The organism is Neorhizobium sp. T25_13 (assembly GCF_002968675.1).
Taxonomy (GTDB): Bacteria; Pseudomonadota; Alphaproteobacteria; order Rhizobiales; family Rhizobiaceae; genus Neorhizobium; species Neorhizobium tomejilense.
Genome location: NZ_PVBI01000006.1, coordinates 144,014 through 160,449 on the forward strand (window position 1 = coordinate 144,014; position 16,436 = coordinate 160,449).

A 16,436-nucleotide genomic window follows, 5' to 3' on the forward strand; every position below is an offset into this window, starting at 1 on the left:
CTGTCCTGCCGGACATCTCCCCCTCAAGGGGGGAGATCGAATCGGAGCAACATTGCGCCGATCTCGACGGTAGCCGATAAAGTGATGTCCGCGCGTCTTGCCGATCTCCCCACCTGTGGGGGAGATGGCCGGCAGGCCAGAGGGGGGCTGGCAGAACGCGGAGCGATCGGCGGAAATGCGAGGGATATCCAATAAATGCAAACCAACTTCACTCTCGCCCAGCTCGCCGATCCGCATGTGGCCGAATCGGAAAAGATCCTTCGCCGCTGCGTCCATTGCGGGTTCTGCACCGCCACCTGTCCCACCTACGTCACCCTCGGCAACGAACTCGACAGCCCGCGCGGCCGCATCTATCTGATCAAGGACATGCTGGAAAACGGCCGCGCGGCGGACGAGGAAGTGGTCACCCATATCGACCGCTGTCTCTCCTGCCTTGCCTGCGTCACCACCTGTCCGTCCGGCGTCGATTATATGCACCTGGTCGACCATGCCCGCATACATATCGAGAATACCTACCGGCGCCCGCTGATGGACAGGTTGATCCGCGACCTGCTCGCCGCCGTTCTGCCCTATCCCGCCCGCTTCCGCATGGCGCTTGGTTTCGCGAAGCTCGGTCGCCCCTTCGCGCCGCTCCTGAAGCGGATTCCCGCGATGAAGCCGCTGGGGGCGATGCTGGATCTCGCGCCGAAATCCGCTGCCAAGGTTTCCGACTCCGCTACCCCCGGCACCCGTGCGCCTGAGATCGAAAAGCGGGGCCGCGTTGCGATCCTGTCAGGCTGCGCCCAGCCGGTGCTCGATCCGGGCATCAACGAAGCCACCCTCCGGCTTCTCGCCCGGCTCGGTGTCGAAGTGGTGGTGCCGGAAGGCGAGGGCTGCTGCGGCGCGCTCGTCCACCATATGGGCCGCGAGGAGCAGGCGCTCGATTTTGCCCGCCGAAATGTCGATGTCTGGATGCGCGAGATCGACAAGGGCGGCCTCGATGCGATCATCATCACCGCGTCGGGCTGCGGCACGACGATCAAGGACTACGGCCACATGCTGCGGCTCGACCCGGCCTATGCGGAAAAGGCGGCCAAAGTCTCGAGTCTTGCCAAGGATATTACCGAATATCTGTCGGCGCTCGACCTGCCGAGGCTCGAACCGAAGCGGCTGAACGTCGCCTATCACTCCGCCTGTTCGATGCAGCACGGCCAGAAGATCACCATGGCGCCGAAGAACCTGCTGAAGGCGGCGGGCTTCACTGTCCGCGATCCGGGGGAGGGGCATCTCTGCTGCGGTTCGGCCGGCACCTACAATATCCTGCAGCCGGACATCTCGGAGCAGTTGAAGGCCCGCAAGGTCAGGAATATCGAGGCCACCAAGGCGGACGTGATCGCCACCGGCAATATCGGCTGCATCACCCAGATCGCTTCCGGCACGGCGATCCCGATCCTGCATACCGTGGAGCTTCTGGACTGGGCTTATGGCGGCCCGAAGCCGGAAAAGATCCCGGCCGGATAAAGTTCTGTTCAATAAAAAAGCCGGCGAAATCGCCGGCTTTTTCGTCAAGGGCCTGGAGCCTTAGAACTTGTAGGAGACGCCGAGGTTGATGGCGTGCGTCAGGATGTTGGTCTTCAGCGAAGCGCCGCTGTCGATATCCACATCCACGAACGAGTAGTTGCCCTTGTATTCGGCGAACATCGACCACTTTTCGGTGAGCTGGTATTTCACGCCGGCCTGGGCCTGGATCGTCGCGCCACCGAACTGATATTCGAAGGTACGGCCGGAAGCGCGGGTCACTTCGACGTGCGGCACGTTGATACCGACACCGGCGCCGACATAAGGCGTCCACTTGCTGCCTTCGATCGGGAACTTGTAGAGCGCATTGAGCGTCAGCAGGTTCAGGCCGTCGGTGAATTCGAAGACGCTCCAGCCGCCGGCCTTGACCATGGTTTCGTCGTCTGCGTAGACCTTGGCGTGGGTGTAATCGAGCGAAACACCCCAGTTCGTGAGGGCGCCGCCGTCGAACCAGTAGGTGCCGCGGACGCCCCAGTAGGGCGGCATCGCGAAGGGCTTGGTATCCCAGCCGGCTGCGAAATCAGGTCCGTCCGAGACGTCGACATCGGAGTGCGGCGCGAACTGGTAGCCGCCGTAACCGGAGATTTCAAATCCGCCGGTGTGAACCGGAGCCACATAGGCCTGGGTCGCGGGGGTCATGTCTGCCGCTTGAGCCGGAGCAATATAAGCAAGACCAGCGGTGAGAAGCGTGGAAGCGAAGGCGAAAGAAAGAATTTTGCGCATGAATCAGCCTGCAGGGAGGAACGTTGGCTTTTGATGACTGAATGTTTAGCGGCGGATGCATCGGCGGTCTGTGCTTTTTCTGCATCAGTCGCCGACGAAGCTAGGCGATTTATGGTTAACGAAGTCTAAACCCCTGAAAAGGGCAGCTTTTGCTGCCCTTTTTGACCTTTGACGAGGTGTCTCAGCCGCCGAAAATCGTGCCGAAAATATCGATGCCGCGATCCTTGAAATCGACGTTGCCCTGCCGGTTGCCGGGGCCGATGACGATCACCTTCGTGCCGATGTCGGCGCGCGAATAAAGATGCTCGACATCCTTGTTCATCATCCGGATGCAGCCGGAAGACATGTTGAGGCCGATCGTCCAGGGCTGGTTGGTGCCGTGGATGCGGAAGATCGTGTCGCGGCCGCCCTTGTAGAGATACATGGCGCGGGCACCGAGCGGGTTGTCGATGCCGCCTTCTTGTACGGCCGGCAGAATGCGGCCGGCGCGACGTTCGCGAACGCGCATCTCGGCCGGCGGCGTCCAGGAGGGCCACTCCGCCTTGCGGCCGACATTGACCACGCCCGACCAGCCGAACCCTTCGCGCCCGACGCCGATGCCGTAGCGTGTCGCCCGGTTGGGGCCTTCGATGTAGTAGAGGAACTTGTTGTTGGTATCGACGATGATCGTGCCGGGTTTCTCGGTCGTCGAGAAGCGCACCACGCGGCGCTTGAATTGTTCCGGAACTTCCCGTGGCATCGCGACAAGTGTCACGTCGCCCGCAGGGCGTTCGATAGGCGCTGCCGCCGGGCCGATTGCGCTTGCATGTCCGGCTGTAAAGAAGATCGCGCCAGCCATTCCCACGGCCATCGCGAAGGTCTTGCCTGCCCCCATTCCCCCTGTTCTCATTCCAAAATCCTCTCCGCTCTGTTGAACGGCGAAGGCTAACCGACTCGGGCATCAAAGCAAGCCGGGATAGATGTAATAAAGAAGATGTGATGGCAAAAAGGCGGCGGTACTGTGTCTCCGCCGCCTCACCTTTGGCATTTGCCGGCGTTACATGACGACGACTTTGGTGCCGATGTTCACCCGCCCGTAGAGATCGGTGACATCTTCGTTGCGCATGCGAATGCAGCCGGAAGAGACGGCGCTGCCGATCGACCAGGGGGCGTTGGTGCCGTGGATGCGATAGAGCGTCGAGCCGAGATACATGGCGCGGGCGCCGAGCGGGTTTTCCGGTCCGCCTTCCATGCGGGCCGGCAGGTAATGGCCCTTGGCGGCTTCGCGGCTGATCATTTCGGAAGGCGGCGTCCAGTCCGGCCACTCGGCCTTGCGGGTCACCCGGTGCTCGCCTGCCCATTCGAAGCCCGGCTTGCCGACGCCGACGCCGTAACGCCGCGCCTGACCGTTGTCCATGACCAGATAGAGGAAACGGTTATTGGTATCGATGATGATCGTTCCGGCCTTTTCCTTGCTGTCGTAGGCGACCGTCTGGGGCAGGAACTGCGGTTCGATCCGGCTGCGGATCGGCTGCGGCCGCATCGCCACCGGCTGGGCCGGCGAGCGGTCGAAGATGCCGCGGCGAACCATCGGCTGCTGCTCGCGCTGCTGATAGATGGTGCGCTGCTGGGCGGCCTGGCGCGGATAGACGACCGGTCGGCCGTTGGGGCCGGCGAGCTGCATCACCCACGGGGCGGCAAGATCGGGGCTGACGACCACGGGCGGACGCTCGCGATAGCGGTCCTGGGCAAACGTGGCGGAACTGGAAAAGGCGGCGGCAAGGCCGAAGGCCAGGAAAAGGGTTTTCTTCATGATCGGATCCACACGTTACAAATCACCGACCGGACGCCCCTCAAACTTTTGGATAATTTGGCGTCGGTGTTGACGAACATGGTGACCGCGAGATGAAAGCGAACGGTAAACGGGTGGAACATTCCAAGCCGGCCGGCCTATAAACCTTTTGGCAGGGTTACCGCCCGGTTTTGAAACATGGTTGACCAATGTTAAAGCCGGCCAAAAGCCCTTTAACCAAAGGGATCGGGCTAAAAGGAATCGGGAATGGAAAAGGCGGGAATCATCGTCGGTGAAGACGGCAAGGGGCGCTGCGCCTGGCATGGCGGTCTCGAAGACTACCGGCGCTATCACGACGAGGAATGGGGCCGGCCGGTGACGGACAACATCCGCCTGTTCGAGAAGATTTGCCTGGAAGGTTTCCAGTCAGGCCTGTCCTGGCTGACGATCCTGAGGAAGCGCGAGAATTTCCGCGCCGCCTTTGCCGGTTTCGATTTCGTTGAAGTCGCGCAGTTCGGCGAGGAGGATATCGCCCGCTGCCTCGCCGATGCCGGCATCATCCGCCATCGCGGCAAGATCGTTTCGACCATCAACAATGCCGCCCGCGCCATCGAACTGAAGCGGGAGTTCGGTTCGCTCGCAAAGTTCTTCTGGAGCTTTGAGCCGGGGCCGCACCAGCGTCCGGAGGTGATGGATCTTGCGACGCTCAGGGCCAACCCCACCACGCCGGTGTCGGTAACGTTGTCCAAAGCCCTGAAAAAACGCGGCTGGACCTTCGTCGGGCCGACCACCGTCTACGCTTTCATGCAGGCGATGGGCATGGTCAACGACCATCTCGACGGCTGTTTCTGCCAGCGCGAGGTTGATGAACTCAGGCTGAAGTTCAGGCGCCCGTGATTTCCGACAGCACCGATCCCAGTTCGCCCAGATGTTCGATCTGGCGGAAGCGCGGCGCGTCGGTCGGCGCGTCCACATGTTCCAGAACCCAGGTCAGCGCATGCGGCACGAACACGCCGTAGCTCCCGGCCGCGATCGCCGGCACGATGTCGGATTTCAGCGAATTGCCGACCATCATCGCCCGTTCAGGTCCGTCCGCGACCTTCGAGAAGATGCGGCGATAGGTGGTGGCGTTCTTCTCGCTGACGATCTCGACCGCATCGAAGAAATCGCCGAGGCCCGATTGGGCGAGCTTGCGCTCCTGGTCGAACAGGTCGCCCTTGGTGATCAGCACCAGCAGATATTCGCCGTTCAGGGCCTCCAGCGTCTCTTCCACATGCGGCAGGGTTTCGACCGGATGGCGCAGCAGGTCGCGGCCGATATCGAGGATCTCGCTGATCGTCCTGGTCGGCACCTTGCCGTTGGTGATCTCGATCGCCGTCTCGATCATCGACAGGGTGAACCCCTTGATGCCGAAACCGTAATGGGAAAGATTGCGCTTTTCCGCTTCCAGCAGCCGCTCCGCAATATGCGTGCCTTCGGCGAAGTCGCCGAGCAGCTTGGCGAAGTGTTCCTCCGTCAGCCGGTAATACTGTTCGTTCTGCCACAGCGTATCGTCGGCATCGAAGCCGATAGCGGTAATCGGGCGCATGGATCTGCCTCCACCCGCTGATATGGCGAAAAAGAAAGCGCCGGGCAAGACGAAAGCCTGCCCGGCGCCTACCTGCATCAAGGCTTGTTACTTGCCGTGCGCCTTCAGCCAGGCCTGCATCTCGGCGATTTCCGCCTCCTGCGCCTTGATGACGGCTTCAGCGAGCTTGCGGATTTCCGGATCCTTGCCATGCGCAAGCTCGACCTTGGCCATGTCGATTGCGCCCTGGTGATGCGGGATCATGCTGCGCACGAAATCCGCATCCGTATCACCGGAATACTGGATCGCCATGTCCTTGTGCATTTTGGCGTTCGCATCTTCGAATGCCTTGGTGGAGGGGCTGCCGCCCGTCGGCATGCTCATCTTGGAGTGGTCCATCCCCTTCATCTCCTGCGCGGCGAGCGGGCCGGTCATGAGAGCGGAGAGGGCGGCGGTCATGAGAATGATTTTTGCAGACATAGGTTTTCCTTTTCCGTGTCCGACAGAGTTTTGATGATGACGTGAGCCAAAATCCCGTTAGGCGCGGGGAGGGCGCCAGCGGCGCGGCGTGACATGGTTCCAGATCTACGGTCGTCCTTGCGGAAATCAACCGCGCCGAGATCACAAGGCGATGACATCGTGCACCGCCTGATATACCTTGCTGAGTTCGCCATAAGGCGCGACCGGCCAGGTCCAAGCCCGTTTCGCCGCCGGCACCGGTACGCCATGGAACAGGTCGGCCTCTTCCAGCACCTGGCTCGCCCGATCGGTGACGCGATAGGCGGTATCGGTGATCAGAGCCGTTTTGCAGGGCAGTGCGGCAAGGCCGTCGAGATGCGCCCGGACCAGTCGCTGCAGGACCTCGTCGCGCGCGGGATTGTTTTCGGCCTCCAGCCGGCGTTTCGATCCGACACCGATCTGCGACAGGATATTGGCCGAGACGACGAGATCGAGATACGGCACCTGCCGCAGGAACGACAGCGGCTCGGAATCTTTGGTTGCGACTGCATCGTCGAAGCCGGAGAGGTCGCGCGCAATCAGCCGGACATTCGCGAACCGCTTCGCCTTCAGCCGCATCCGCACGCTCGCCAGATGCACGAGATCGACCAGCACGACCGTATCGAATTTCGCCGCCAGATCGTCGATCGGCACGTCCCGCAGCAAGCCCGAACCCAGCACGACGCAGGTCCGCCGCTGCTTCATTCCGGCCATCGTTTCGCGAATGAAGGCTTTGCAGTTCTCTTCATGCGCTGCCCAATCCTTCGCGCACCGCCCGGCCCGCGACCACAGGCTGACGGACGAACGGATGAAGGGACGGAATTGCTTCGGCGTGACCAGCGAGGTCGCGGCGTATTGGAGAGCTTCGGTGAGCATGAATTAGCGATAGACCTCGCGGCGATGGCCGACTTTCAATTCTCTAATCCAAGCTCGCGTTCAAGCTGTTCCATCGTGTAGGTACTGGAATTACCATTTCGAATTTCTTCCATCGCACGATCTGCTGCAGCAATGTCATGCAGATCTTCGAGATGACGATGCAGGACTTGCGCGACATAGGCATCGGTATCGAAGCCATGGATATCCGCATAGCGGCTGAGCAAACCATACATTGCCTCCGGGATTTCAATGGCGACGCGTTTGCTCATGACCTTTGCCCCTTCAGTGGCATAATATATAGCATCGCGCCTGCGTCTTCACCAGACGCCGCCCTTGCCGCTCAGGCCTCTATCCTCTAAGAAACCGCACACAAATCCGGCCTCTCCGGGGCCTTTGGCAATGGAATTCCGATCATGAACGACAAGAGCAAAAAACCGCAGAAACTGAGAGCCCGCCTGCCGCGCGGCTTCGTCGATCGTTCCGCCGCCGATATCCACGCCACCAACGAGATGACCGCCAAGATCCGCGAAGTCTATGAGCGTTACGGTTTCGACCCGGTCGAGACGCCGCTATTCGAATACACAGATGCGCTTGGAAAATTCCTGCCCGACAGCGACCGCCCGAACGAGGGTGTGTTCTCGCTGCAGGATGACGACGACCAGTGGATGAGCCTGCGCTACGACCTGACGGCGCCGCTCGCCCGCCATGTCGCGGAGAATTTCAACGAGATCCAGCTGCCCTTCCGCACCTATCGCGCCGGTTACGTCTTCCGCAACGAGAAGCCGGGCCCGGGCCGTTTCCGCCAGTTCATGCAGTTCGACGCCGATACGGTCGGCGCGCCCCATGTCTCGGCAGATGCTGAAATGTGCATGATGATGGCCGATACGATGGAAGCACTTGGCATCAAGCGCGGCGACTATGTGATCCGGGTGAACAACCGCAAGGTCCTCGACGGCGTCATGGAGGCGATCGGGCTTGGCGGCGAGGACAAGGCTGGACAGCGGCTGAACGTGTTGCGGGCGATCGACAAGCTCGACAAGTTCGGCCCGGAAGGGGTCAGGCTGTTGCTCGGCGCGGGCCGCAAGGATGAATCGGGAGACTTCACCAAGGGCGCGGGCCTCGGTGATGATCAGATTACACGTCTTCTCTCGTCGTATCTCGGTACAAGCTTTCGAAGCGGATCAGCCGAGACAACGCAGAAAGCGGAAGCTGCAGGCGAAAAGTCCCCGATCGCCAACATTGAGGGAGAAAACACTTTTCCCGATGATGCAATGACGTTCGGATTTTGGCGTCAAGCCACGGAAGGTTCCTCCGTTGGAACCGAAGGTGTAGCCGAACTGGAATTGATGGCTGGGATATGCAGAGCCGCTGGCTACGGTCCAGGTCGGATCTTTTTCGATTCATCCGTCGTTCGCGGCCTTGAATATTACACCGGCCCGGTCTTCGAAGCCGAACTCACTTTCGACGTCACCAACGAAAAAGGCGAAAAGGTCGTGTTCGGCTCGGTCGGCGGCGGCGGGCGTTATGACGGTCTCGTGTCGCGCTTCATGGGCCAGCCGGTTCCGGCGACCGGTTTCTCGATCGGCGTTTCGCGCCTGATGACGGCGCTGAAAAACCTCGGCAAGCTCGGCCAGGACGAGGTGATCGCCCCGGTTCTGGTCACCGTCATGGACGGCGACGTCGAGAGCATGGGTCGTTACCAGCGCTTCACCCAGGCGCTGCGCAACGAAGGCATCCGCGCCGAAATGTACCAGGGCAACTGGAAGAAATTCGGCAACCAGCTGAAATATGCCGACCGCCGCGGCTGCCCGATCGCCATCATCCAGGGCGGCGACGAGCGGGCAGAGGGCGTCGTGCAGTTGAAGGACCTGATCGAGGGCAAGCGCCTGTCCGGCGAGATCGAGGACAATGCCAGCTGGCGCGAGGCGCGCGTAGCGCAGGAAACTGTTCCTGAGGCGGACTTGGTCGCCAAGGTGAAGGAGATTCTGGCCGCCCAGGCGGAGGATCGGAAGAGGGCGGGCAATGCGTAGTCTGCCCCTCACCCTAACCCTCTCCCCGCAGGCGGGGCGAGGGGACGTGCCCCAAAAGGCCGCCGAAATCTGCGGTGAGGGTGCCACGAGTCTCCTTCGCCCCGCGAGCGGGGAGAAGGTGCCCGGCAGGGCGGATGAGGGGCAGTCTCTGTCAGAGGGAGCGACCCCATGCCCCTGATCGACATGCCGGACTTCTCCGCCGACCTCCTCGCCGAATTCGCTGCCCGCCGCACCGAGCGGGTCAACACGCCGGTCATCCAGCCGGCCGAACCCTTTCTCGACATGGCCGGCGAGGATCTGCGCCGCCGCATCTTCCTCACCGAAAGCGAGACCGGCGCCAATCTCTGCCTGCGGCCGGAATTCACCATTCCCGTCTGCCTGCGCCACATCGAAACGGCGACCGGCACGCCAAAACGGTATTCCTATCTCGGCGAAGTGTTCCGCCAGCGCCGTGAGGGGTCCCACGAATTCTACCAGGCCGGCATAGAAGATCTCGGCGACAAGGATATCGCCAGCTCCGACGCCCGCGCCATCGGCGATGCAACCGGCATCCTGAAAGCGCTGCTGCCCGGCTGTAAGCTCTCGCTCACGCTCGGCGACCAGGCGGTGTTCGAGGCGGTGGTCAAGGCGCTCGGCCTGCCGTTCGGCTGGCAGCGGCGGCTGATCCACGCGTTCGGCGACATGGCGCATCTCGAAGCGTTGCTGGAGCGGCTCGCGAGGCCTCAGCCGGTCACTGGCCTCGATCCGCAGATCGCCGAACTGATCGCTTCGGACAACGAGACGGATCTCGTCGCCCGCATCGACCGCACCATGCAGGAAACCGGTTATTCCACCAATGCCAGCCGTTCGCCGACCGAGATCGCGAGAAGGCTGAAGGAAAAGCTGGAACTGGCCGAAACCCGGCTTGACGGCACCGCGCTGCTGCTGCTGCGCGAATTCCTGACGCTGCAGCTTCCGCTCGGTGAAGCGCCCGCCGCCTTGGCCGGTTTTGCCGATGCCGCCGGCCTGAAGCTCGGCGCGGCGGTTTCCCGCTTCGACGCCCGGCTGGCGGCGCTCGCCAATGCCGGCGCCGATCTCTCCGCCATGACCTACCGCGCCGCCTTCGGCCGTCCGCTCGATTATTATACCGACCTCGTTTTCGAAGTGACCGAGGCGGGGTCGTCCGCGGTGCTCGCCGGCGGCGGCCGTTTCGACCGGCTGCTGACCCTGCTCGGCGCCAGGGAACATATCCCGGCGGTCGGTTTCTCGCTCTGGCTCGACCGGATTGAAGCTGCGAGGGCATCCAGATGAGCACGATCACCATCGCTCTGCCCTCCAAGGGCCGTATCAAGGAAGAGACAGCCGAGATCTTCGAGCGCGCCGGGCTTGCCATTTCCGCGGTCGGCAACGACCGTTCCTATCGCGGCCGTATCGAGGGCATGGAAGGCGTCGAGATCGCCTATCTCTCGGCCTCCGAGATCGCCCGCGAGCTTGCGAGCGGCGCCGTCGATTTCGGCGTCACCGGCGAAGACCTGGTACGCGAAGGCATGGCCGGCGCCGACGGACGGGTGGAATTCTGCGCCCGCCTCGGCTTCGGCCACGCGGATGTGGTCGTCGCCGTGCCGGAAATCTGGCTCGACGTCGAAACCATGGCCGACCTCGGCGACGTGGCAGCGGATTTTCGCGCCCGCCATGGCCGGCGGCTGGCCATCGCCACCAAATACTGGCGGCTCACCCAACAGTTCTTTTCGAGCCAGCACGGCATCCAGCTCTACCGCATCGTCGAAAGCCTCGGCGCAACGGAAGGTGCGCCGGCTGCCGGCCAGGCGGATATCATCGTCGATATCACCTCTACGGGTTCGACGCTCCGGGCCAACCACCTGAAGATCCTCTCGGATGGGGTGATCCTGAAATCCGAGGCCTGCCTGGTCAGGGCCCGCAAGCCGGCTCACGAACAGGATCCGAGGATAGCCAGGATCGTGGAGGCAGTCCGCGCCGCGCTCTGAGTTTTGAAGAGGAGGAAGCACGATGCATGTGACCGGTCGATGCCATTGCGGCTATGTGACCTATGAGGCCGAACTCGATCCGAAGCGGATCAGTATCTGCCATTGCACCGATTGCCAGACGCTGAGCGGTTCGCCGTTTCGTGTCACCGCCGTCGTACCGGAAAGCGATCTGAAGCTCACCGGGCACGAGCCAAAGCTCTATCGCAAGGTGGCCGAGAGCGGCCGCGTCCGCCAGCAGTATTTCTGCCCCGAATGCGGCTCGCCGCTTTTCGTCAATGGCGAAGGTGAGGCGGCCAGGATCTGGGGCATCCGCTGGGGCAGTATCGACCAGCGGGCGGAGTTGAAGCCGCAGCGCCAGATCTGGTGTCGCTCTGCCGTTTCCTGGCTGCCCGAAATGACCGAACTGCCGGCCGTCCAGACCGATTGAGGTCAAAAAAATACCCGCCGGACTTCTCATCCGGCGGGCAGTCTTGGGCAGGGAATTTCGAAAGTTTAGGCAGAGATTGCGACAGAACCACGGCGGGCATCGATAGAAAATGCACCGGCGCCGACGGCGGCGAGAACCAGGAAACCACCGGCAATCGTCAGGTTCTTCATCATCATCAGGCTGTTAAAGAGCGTCAGCAGACCGTTGGCGGCCTCGGGGAAGTTCGGGACGTTGATAGCGCCGGAATGGAAGACGAACGCGGTGAAAGCCGAAAAGAGAGCCAGCAGCAGCGCTGCGATGCGCGTCTGGAAGCCGGTCAGCACGGCAAGGCCGGTGACCAGTTCGAACAGACCTGCGACATAGGCGAGCAGCATGCCAGCCGGAAGGCCGGCACCGGTGATCATGCCGGCGGTGCCGGCGGGATCGATGAGCTTCTGGAAACCGGACATGACGAACATGCCGGACAGGAGGACGCGGCCGACGAGAAGCAGGGTATTGGTAGCGGTGGTGGACATTTCATATCTCCGGATCGGTGTCTCTGGTGGGACACGCGGGTTGAATTCTCTGGGACCGTATGTGCCCCATTTCCCTCGTATCCGGAAGATGAACAATGATTGACGGTTTGTTCGATAAAAAGAGACAATCGTTCGCGCTCCCAATGCCGCGCCGCCTCCTGCTCCAATCGGCACTTAAAGGGCGTTCTCTTTGCTGAACGCAACCTTCAGCAAAGGTTCATCGTTTCTCCTTCACCATGCGATCATTGCCGATGAAAGGAACCCCTCATGAAGAAGATCATCATCACCGCGCTCGCCCTCCTGGTCGCATCCGCCGTTCCGAGCCTTGCCCAGACCTACCGCAGCGAGGCGCGGGAAAACCGCCAGGAATACCGCATCTATCGCGGCATGGCCCGGGGTGAGCTGACGCCGCGCGAATTGCGCAACCTCTCCCGCCAGCAATATCGCATCGACAGGGCGCAGTCCCGTGCCGGCCGTGACGGCTACATTTCCTATAGGGAGCGTCAGCGGATCGAGCGCATGCAGGACCGCGCTTCGCGCAACATCTACCGCAAGAGCAATAACGGCCGCGATATCTATTGATTGCGCAACGCGGAACTGTAGATCGGTGTAACGGGGGCGGCTTCCAGGCCGCCCTTCGCATGCCGCGCCGGCTCGCCGTTACCCGCCACAGTACTGATTGAACGGCGGATCAGATTTCCTCGATCCTGCGCGCATCTTCCGGCAGGACCGAAAGTTCGCGCCAGTCGATCTCCTCGAGCAGCAGATTGTATTCGTCGACATTGACCTTGTGCACCGAGCGAAGCTTTTCCAGCTCTTCGCGCTGCGCGGCAATCGCCGTCAGGGCGAGCCGCCGGTAGGTCTCGAGCGCGTTGGCGTCCTCGATACGGGTAGCGGCCAGCTGCTCGATGCGGAACTTGGAGCGCAGCAGTTCCGCCTCCGTCTCGGTCGCGCCGTCGAGCCTGGAAAGGCCGGCGAGGGCGATCTTGCTGCGCAGGACGGCGAGTTCGCCATGCCCTTCGGCACGGCGGTCGAGGCCGAGCCAGCGGATGATCGGGGTGAGCGTCAGTCCCTGGACGACGAGGGTCGCAAGAACCACCGAAAAAGCGGTCAGCACCACCACGTCGCGCTGCGGAAAGTCCATCGGCAGGGCAAAGGCGGTCGCAAGCGTCACCAGGCCGCGCATGCCGCACCACCCGGCCAGCAGCGCCTGCGTCGTCGTCGCGGGTTCCGGCCTGCCGCGGCTGCGCTCGTACCAGGCGGTGAGGCGATTGTAGCCGACGCAGACGATAAAACGGACGGCGACGACGATCACGATGGTGATCAGCGAAAACTGCGCAGCATCCCAAAGATGATCCGCCGGCATCCCGCCGACGATGTCGCGAACCTGCATGCCCATCAGCAGGAAGGCCATGACGTTGAGCACGAAGACGACTGCAGTCCAGACCGCATAGGACTGCACCCGCATGCGGGCCGAGGAGCGGGCTTCGCTGCTTCTCGCCAGCGTCATCGCGAAGGCGACGATGGCAAGCACCGCCGACAGGCCGAGCCGCTCGGCGACGATCCACAGAAGGAAGGTTTGGACGAACTGCAGGAGGACGCCGCCGAGCGTGCCGGCGACGAACCGCATGAGATACCGGACCACCCAGGCGGCAAGGATGCCGAGCAGCAGGCCGCCGGGCACGGCGACGGAAAGATGCAGCGCGACGCCGGTGTCGAGACTGCCGGCCGATTGTACGGAGAGCGCCGCATCGAAGATCAGCAGCGCCGCCGCATCGTTGAACAGGCTCTCGCCCCGGAGGACCGTATCGGTGGTGCGCGGGATCGACATCGAAGACAGCACTGCCGTCGCCGCCGCCGCATCGGGGGGAGCGACGATCGCACCGAGCACCAGCGCCGCTGCAATCGGCAACCCGGCAAAAGCCCATCCTGCAAAGGCAACGACGGCCGCGGTCGCACATACGCCGCCGATCGCAAAGACAAGCAGCGGAACCCAGAACCGGCGGGCCGTCCCGAGCGGAAAATCGAACGCGGCATCGAGCAGCGCCGGCGCGATGAACAGCGCCAGTGCGGTGTGCGGATCGAGCGAGATATAGGGCATGCCCGGCACCAGCGCGACGGCGGCACCCGCCAGCGCTAGCATCGACGGATAGGGCACGGAAAGCCGGCGCGAGATCTGCAGGAGCACGATCGCGACAAGCAGCAGGACGAGCAGGCTCTCGAAGAAACTCATGGCGCGACTGTAATTGTGGTCTGGGTCTTTGTCAGCTGCGGGTTTGCGCAATTGGTTTGAGGCATATGGGCGCCGCTTGCCTCGTGTTCGCCAGGGCGGAATGGCCACGCTTGACATATCCTCGGAGACTTCCGTACAGCTGGACATGCGCCTCCGCAAAAGACGAGAGGTTTTGCATCAAGCCGTGGTCATCAGCACATAGAGGTCCCAATGCGCCGAGTCCCTTCTCACGAAAATCACGTTCGAAATTCTGAGAAGTTGAGGATCTATGCGCACTTTGAATCTGGGCATCCTCGCCCATGTGGACGCAGGCAAGACTAGCCTTACGGAAAGACTCCTTTTTAATGCCGGCGTGATCGACAGGCTAGGCAGCGTCGATACCGGCGATACGCAGACCGACAGCCTTGAGATCGAACGCCTGCGCGGTATCACCATTCGCGCTGCGGTCGTGTCCTTTACGATTGGCGACACGGCCGTCAACCTCGTCGATACGCCCGGCCATCCCGATTTCATTGCCGAGGTGGAGCGGGTACTTGGATTGCTGGACGCTGCGGTCGTCGTCGTTTCGGCGGTCGAGGGCGTGCAGGCACAGACCCGCGTATTGGTACGAGCGCTGCAGCGCCTCGCCGTGCCGTTCGTCTTCTTCATCAACAAGGTCGATCGGATGGGCGCTCAGTATGACCTTGTGCTGGAGGATATCGCCCGCCAGCTGGCGGTGCAGCCTATTGCCATGTCCGCCGTCATCGACCCCGGCAGCAAACTCGTACAGGTGGAGACGCCCGACCTGCTTGCCGAACCGTCTTTCACGGTACTCAGCGAAACGCTGGCTGACAACGACGACGCACTGCTCCGTGACTATGTCACGGCCCCGGACCGTCTGACCGCCGAAAGGCTCGGAAACTCTCTGGTCGATCAGGTCGCGAGAGGGCTGGTGCACCCGACATTCGCAGGAGCGGCGATGACCGGCGTCGGCTTGTCTGCGCTGACATCGGCCATCGCGACGCTGCTGCCCAGCCGCGCGCTCGACCCGGATGGCCCGGTTGAAGGGAAGATCTTCAAGATCGAACGCGGGTGGGGCGGCGAAAAGCTGTCCTACATGTATCTGACATCCGGCACAGTCCAGCTTCGGCAATACCTGGATCTGCGCAAAGGCCCGGCAAGGGTGACGGGAATCCAGGTTTTCGAGGCCGGCGGGACCCATCCCGTCACCAGTTTCCACGCAGGGCAGATCGCCCGCGTAAACGGACTGGCCAGCGCTCGGATAGGAGATGCGGTGGGAGGCGATCTGCTTTCCGGCGGTCGGTCTCACTTTGCTCCGCCTACACTTGAAACCCGGGTGCTGGCCAGGCGCCCCTTCGACAACGCGGCACTCTGGCTGGCGCTGAACCAACTGGCCGAACAGGACCCGCTGATCAACCTGCGTCGCAACGACGACGCCGACGAAGTCTTCGTGTCGCTGTATGGCGAGGTGCAGAAGGAGGTCATCCAATCGACCCTGCTGGCGGATTTCGGTCTCGAAGCGATCTTCGAGGAGAGCACGGTCATCTGCGTGGAAAGGCTTGTCGGAACCGGTGCCGGCCTTGAGATCATATTCAAGGAGCCCAATCCCTTCATGGCGACAGTCGGGCTGCGCGTCGAGCCACGCCCGGAAGGGGCCGGCAACAGCTTCGCATTGGAAGTGGATGTCGGCCAAATGCCCGCAAGCTTTTATCGGGCGGTCGAGGACACCGTATTCGAAACGTTGAAACAGGGGCCTTTCGGCTGGCAGATCATCGATTGCCACGTCGCAATGACCGCGGCCCGGCATAGTTCGCCGGTGAGCACCGCTGCCGATTTTCGTCGGTTGACGCCGCTGGTGCTGGCGGCTGCTCTGTCGGCGGCGCAAACCATCGTCTGCGAACCGATCGACCACTTTTGCCTCGAAGTGCCTGCCGCGGCTTTAAGCGGTGTGCATGCCATGCTTGCGAAATCCGGTGCGATAACCAGGGAAACGGCGATTGCAAATGGCGTGGCCCGGCTGGAAGGCACGATTGCATCCACGACGACCCAAGGCATACTGCAACAATTGCCGGGGCTGACAAGCGGCATGGGTACGATGGAATATTCCTTCGATCACTATGCCCGGATGCCCGATCCGCCGCGTTCGCGCCGACGTTCGGGCGCCAATCCCTTCAATGCCACCGAGTATCTGCTCCGTATGCGCTGAAACGTCATCGGATTGGCCGGTAATCGACGACAAAACAAAAAGGGCGAT

The 16,436-nt window shown here is 62.2% G+C and carries 17 protein-coding genes; 8 read left to right on the forward strand and 9 right to left on the reverse strand.

Features of this window, described 5'->3' with window-relative positions; genetic code table 11:
• The first annotated feature begins 195 nt into the window (after window positions 1-195).
• Window positions 196-1,500, forward strand: a complete 1,305-nt coding sequence (gene glcF, locus C5J22_RS15790; protein ID WP_105438991.1) for a glycolate oxidase subunit GlcF — start codon at window positions 196-198, stop codon at window positions 1,498-1,500.
• 60 nt (window positions 1,501-1,560) lie between these two features.
• Here glcF and C5J22_RS15795 read toward each other — a convergent pair whose 3' ends face one another.
• The 3 genes from C5J22_RS15795 to C5J22_RS15805 all read right to left on the reverse strand — a co-directional run bounded on the left by C5J22_RS15795 (window position 1,561) and on the right by C5J22_RS15805 (window position 4,075).
• Entirely contained in the window at window positions 1,561-2,280 is a 720-nt protein-coding gene (locus tag C5J22_RS15795; protein WP_105438992.1) for an outer membrane protein, read from the reverse strand.
• A 181-nt stretch (window positions 2,281-2,461) separates the two neighbouring features.
• Complete coding sequence (locus C5J22_RS15800; RefSeq protein WP_046664642.1) at window positions 2,462-3,154, reverse strand: L,D-transpeptidase; 693 nt, start codon at window positions 3,152-3,154, stop codon at window positions 2,462-2,464.
• Between the two features lie 162 nt (window positions 3,155-3,316).
• Window positions 3,317-4,075 (reverse strand): L,D-transpeptidase, encoded by a 759-nt coding sequence (locus C5J22_RS15805; protein ID WP_105439195.1) that lies wholly within the window; start codon window positions 4,073-4,075, stop codon window positions 3,317-3,319.
• Between the two features lie 243 nt (window positions 4,076-4,318).
• Between C5J22_RS15805 and C5J22_RS15810 the strand changes: the two genes are divergently transcribed.
• Window positions 4,319-4,948, forward strand: a complete 630-nt coding sequence (locus C5J22_RS15810) for a DNA-3-methyladenine glycosylase I (RefSeq protein WP_105438993.1) — start codon at window positions 4,319-4,321, stop codon at window positions 4,946-4,948.
• On the opposite strand, the gene C5J22_RS15815 is transcribed toward C5J22_RS15810, so the two are convergent.
• The 4 genes from C5J22_RS15815 to C5J22_RS31220 form a co-directional block, all read right to left on the reverse strand.
• Complete coding sequence (locus C5J22_RS15815) at window positions 4,935-5,639, reverse strand: HAD family hydrolase (protein WP_105426553.1); 705 nt, start codon at window positions 5,637-5,639, stop codon at window positions 4,935-4,937. The genes C5J22_RS15810 and C5J22_RS15815 overlap by 14 nt on opposite strands.
• 87 nt (window positions 5,640-5,726) lie before the next feature.
• Window positions 5,727-6,098: a DUF305 domain-containing protein gene (locus tag C5J22_RS15820; RefSeq protein ID WP_105426554.1), complete on the reverse strand. Its 372-nt coding sequence runs from the start codon at window positions 6,096-6,098 to the stop codon at window positions 5,727-5,729.
• A gap of 141 nt (window positions 6,099-6,239) precedes the next feature.
• Entirely contained in the window at window positions 6,240-6,992 is a 753-nt protein-coding gene (locus C5J22_RS15825; RefSeq protein ID WP_105438994.1) for a hypothetical protein, read from the reverse strand.
• A 35-nt stretch (window positions 6,993-7,027) separates the two neighbouring features.
• Window positions 7,028-7,261 (reverse strand): DUF6290 family protein, encoded by a 234-nt coding sequence (locus tag C5J22_RS31220; protein ID WP_172746650.1) that lies wholly within the window; start codon window positions 7,259-7,261, stop codon window positions 7,028-7,030.
• Window positions 7,262-7,405: 144 nt separating this feature from the next.
• Here C5J22_RS31220 and hisS point away from each other — a divergent pair, with 144 nt between their 5' ends.
• From hisS to C5J22_RS15855, 4 genes are all read left to right on the forward strand, one after another.
• Window positions 7,406-9,022, forward strand: coding sequence for a histidine--tRNA ligase (gene hisS, locus C5J22_RS15835; RefSeq protein WP_105438996.1), 1,617 nt, complete (start codon window positions 7,406-7,408; stop codon window positions 9,020-9,022).
• A gap of 168 nt (window positions 9,023-9,190) precedes the next feature.
• On the forward strand, window positions 9,191-10,312 hold the full coding sequence (locus tag C5J22_RS15845; RefSeq protein ID WP_105438998.1) for an ATP phosphoribosyltransferase regulatory subunit: 1,122 nt from the start codon (window positions 9,191-9,193) through the stop codon (window positions 10,310-10,312).
• Complete coding sequence (gene hisG, locus C5J22_RS15850; RefSeq protein WP_105438999.1) at window positions 10,309-11,007, forward strand: ATP phosphoribosyltransferase; 699 nt, start codon at window positions 10,309-10,311, stop codon at window positions 11,005-11,007. The genes C5J22_RS15845 and hisG overlap by 4 nt, the downstream gene beginning before the upstream one ends.
• Before the next feature lie 22 nt (window positions 11,008-11,029).
• On the forward strand, window positions 11,030-11,434 hold the full coding sequence (locus tag C5J22_RS15855) for a GFA family protein (RefSeq protein WP_105439000.1): 405 nt from the start codon (window positions 11,030-11,032) through the stop codon (window positions 11,432-11,434).
• Window positions 11,435-11,499: 65 nt separating this feature from the next.
• Here C5J22_RS15855 and C5J22_RS15860 read toward each other — a convergent pair whose 3' ends face one another.
• Window positions 11,500-11,949, reverse strand: a complete 450-nt coding sequence (locus C5J22_RS15860; RefSeq protein WP_105439001.1) for a DoxX family protein — start codon at window positions 11,947-11,949, stop codon at window positions 11,500-11,502.
• Between the two features lie 267 nt (window positions 11,950-12,216).
• Here C5J22_RS15860 and C5J22_RS15865 point away from each other — a divergent pair, with 267 nt between their 5' ends.
• Entirely contained in the window at window positions 12,217-12,531 is a 315-nt protein-coding gene (locus C5J22_RS15865; RefSeq protein WP_046630933.1) for a hypothetical protein, read from the forward strand.
• Between the two features lie 109 nt (window positions 12,532-12,640).
• On the opposite strand, the gene C5J22_RS15870 is transcribed toward C5J22_RS15865, so the two are convergent.
• Window positions 12,641-14,182, reverse strand: a complete 1,542-nt coding sequence (locus tag C5J22_RS15870; RefSeq protein ID WP_105439002.1) for a sodium:proton antiporter — start codon at window positions 14,180-14,182, stop codon at window positions 12,641-12,643.
• A gap of 268 nt (window positions 14,183-14,450) precedes the next feature.
• Here C5J22_RS15870 and C5J22_RS15875 point away from each other — a divergent pair, with 268 nt between their 5' ends.
• Window positions 14,451-16,388: a translation factor GTPase family protein gene (locus C5J22_RS15875; RefSeq protein WP_105439003.1), complete on the forward strand. Its 1,938-nt coding sequence runs from the start codon at window positions 14,451-14,453 to the stop codon at window positions 16,386-16,388.
• Window positions 16,389-16,436 lie beyond the last annotated feature (48 nt).

Coding starts and splice junctions, on each gene's coding strand:
- glcF (WP_105438991.1), top strand. CDS start 196: ATGCAAACCAACTTCACTCTCGCCCAGCTCGCCGATCCGCATGTGGCC.
- C5J22_RS15795 (WP_105438992.1), bottom strand. CDS start 2,280: ATGCGCAAAATTCTTTCTTTCGCCTTCGCTTCCACGCTTCTCACCGCT.
- C5J22_RS15800 (WP_046664642.1), bottom strand. CDS start 3,154: ATGGGGGCAGGCAAGACCTTCGCGATGGCCGTGGGAATGGCTGGCGCG.
- C5J22_RS15810 (WP_105438993.1), top strand. CDS start 4,319: ATGGAAAAGGCGGGAATCATCGTCGGTGAAGACGGCAAGGGGCGCTGC.
- C5J22_RS15815 (WP_105426553.1), bottom strand. CDS start 5,639: ATGCGCCCGATTACCGCTATCGGCTTCGATGCCGACGATACGCTGTGG.
- C5J22_RS15820 (WP_105426554.1), bottom strand. CDS start 6,098: ATGTCTGCAAAAATCATTCTCATGACCGCCGCCCTCTCCGCTCTCATG.
- C5J22_RS15825 (WP_105438994.1), bottom strand. CDS start 6,992: ATGCTCACCGAAGCTCTCCAATACGCCGCGACCTCGCTGGTCACGCCG.
- C5J22_RS31220 (WP_172746650.1), bottom strand. CDS start 7,261: ATGAGCAAACGCGTCGCCATTGAAATCCCGGAGGCAATGTATGGTTTG.
- hisS (WP_105438996.1), top strand. CDS start 7,406: ATGAACGACAAGAGCAAAAAACCGCAGAAACTGAGAGCCCGCCTGCCG.
- C5J22_RS15845 (WP_105438998.1), top strand. CDS start 9,191: ATGCCCCTGATCGACATGCCGGACTTCTCCGCCGACCTCCTCGCCGAA.
- hisG (WP_105438999.1), top strand. CDS start 10,309: ATGAGCACGATCACCATCGCTCTGCCCTCCAAGGGCCGTATCAAGGAA.
- C5J22_RS15855 (WP_105439000.1), top strand. CDS start 11,030: ATGCATGTGACCGGTCGATGCCATTGCGGCTATGTGACCTATGAGGCC.
- C5J22_RS15860 (WP_105439001.1), bottom strand. CDS start 11,949: ATGTCCACCACCGCTACCAATACCCTGCTTCTCGTCGGCCGCGTCCTC.
- C5J22_RS15865 (WP_046630933.1), top strand. CDS start 12,217: ATGAAGAAGATCATCATCACCGCGCTCGCCCTCCTGGTCGCATCCGCC.
- C5J22_RS15870 (WP_105439002.1), bottom strand. CDS start 14,182: ATGAGTTTCTTCGAGAGCCTGCTCGTCCTGCTGCTTGTCGCGATCGTG.
- C5J22_RS15875 (WP_105439003.1), top strand. CDS start 14,451: ATGCGCACTTTGAATCTGGGCATCCTCGCCCATGTGGACGCAGGCAAG.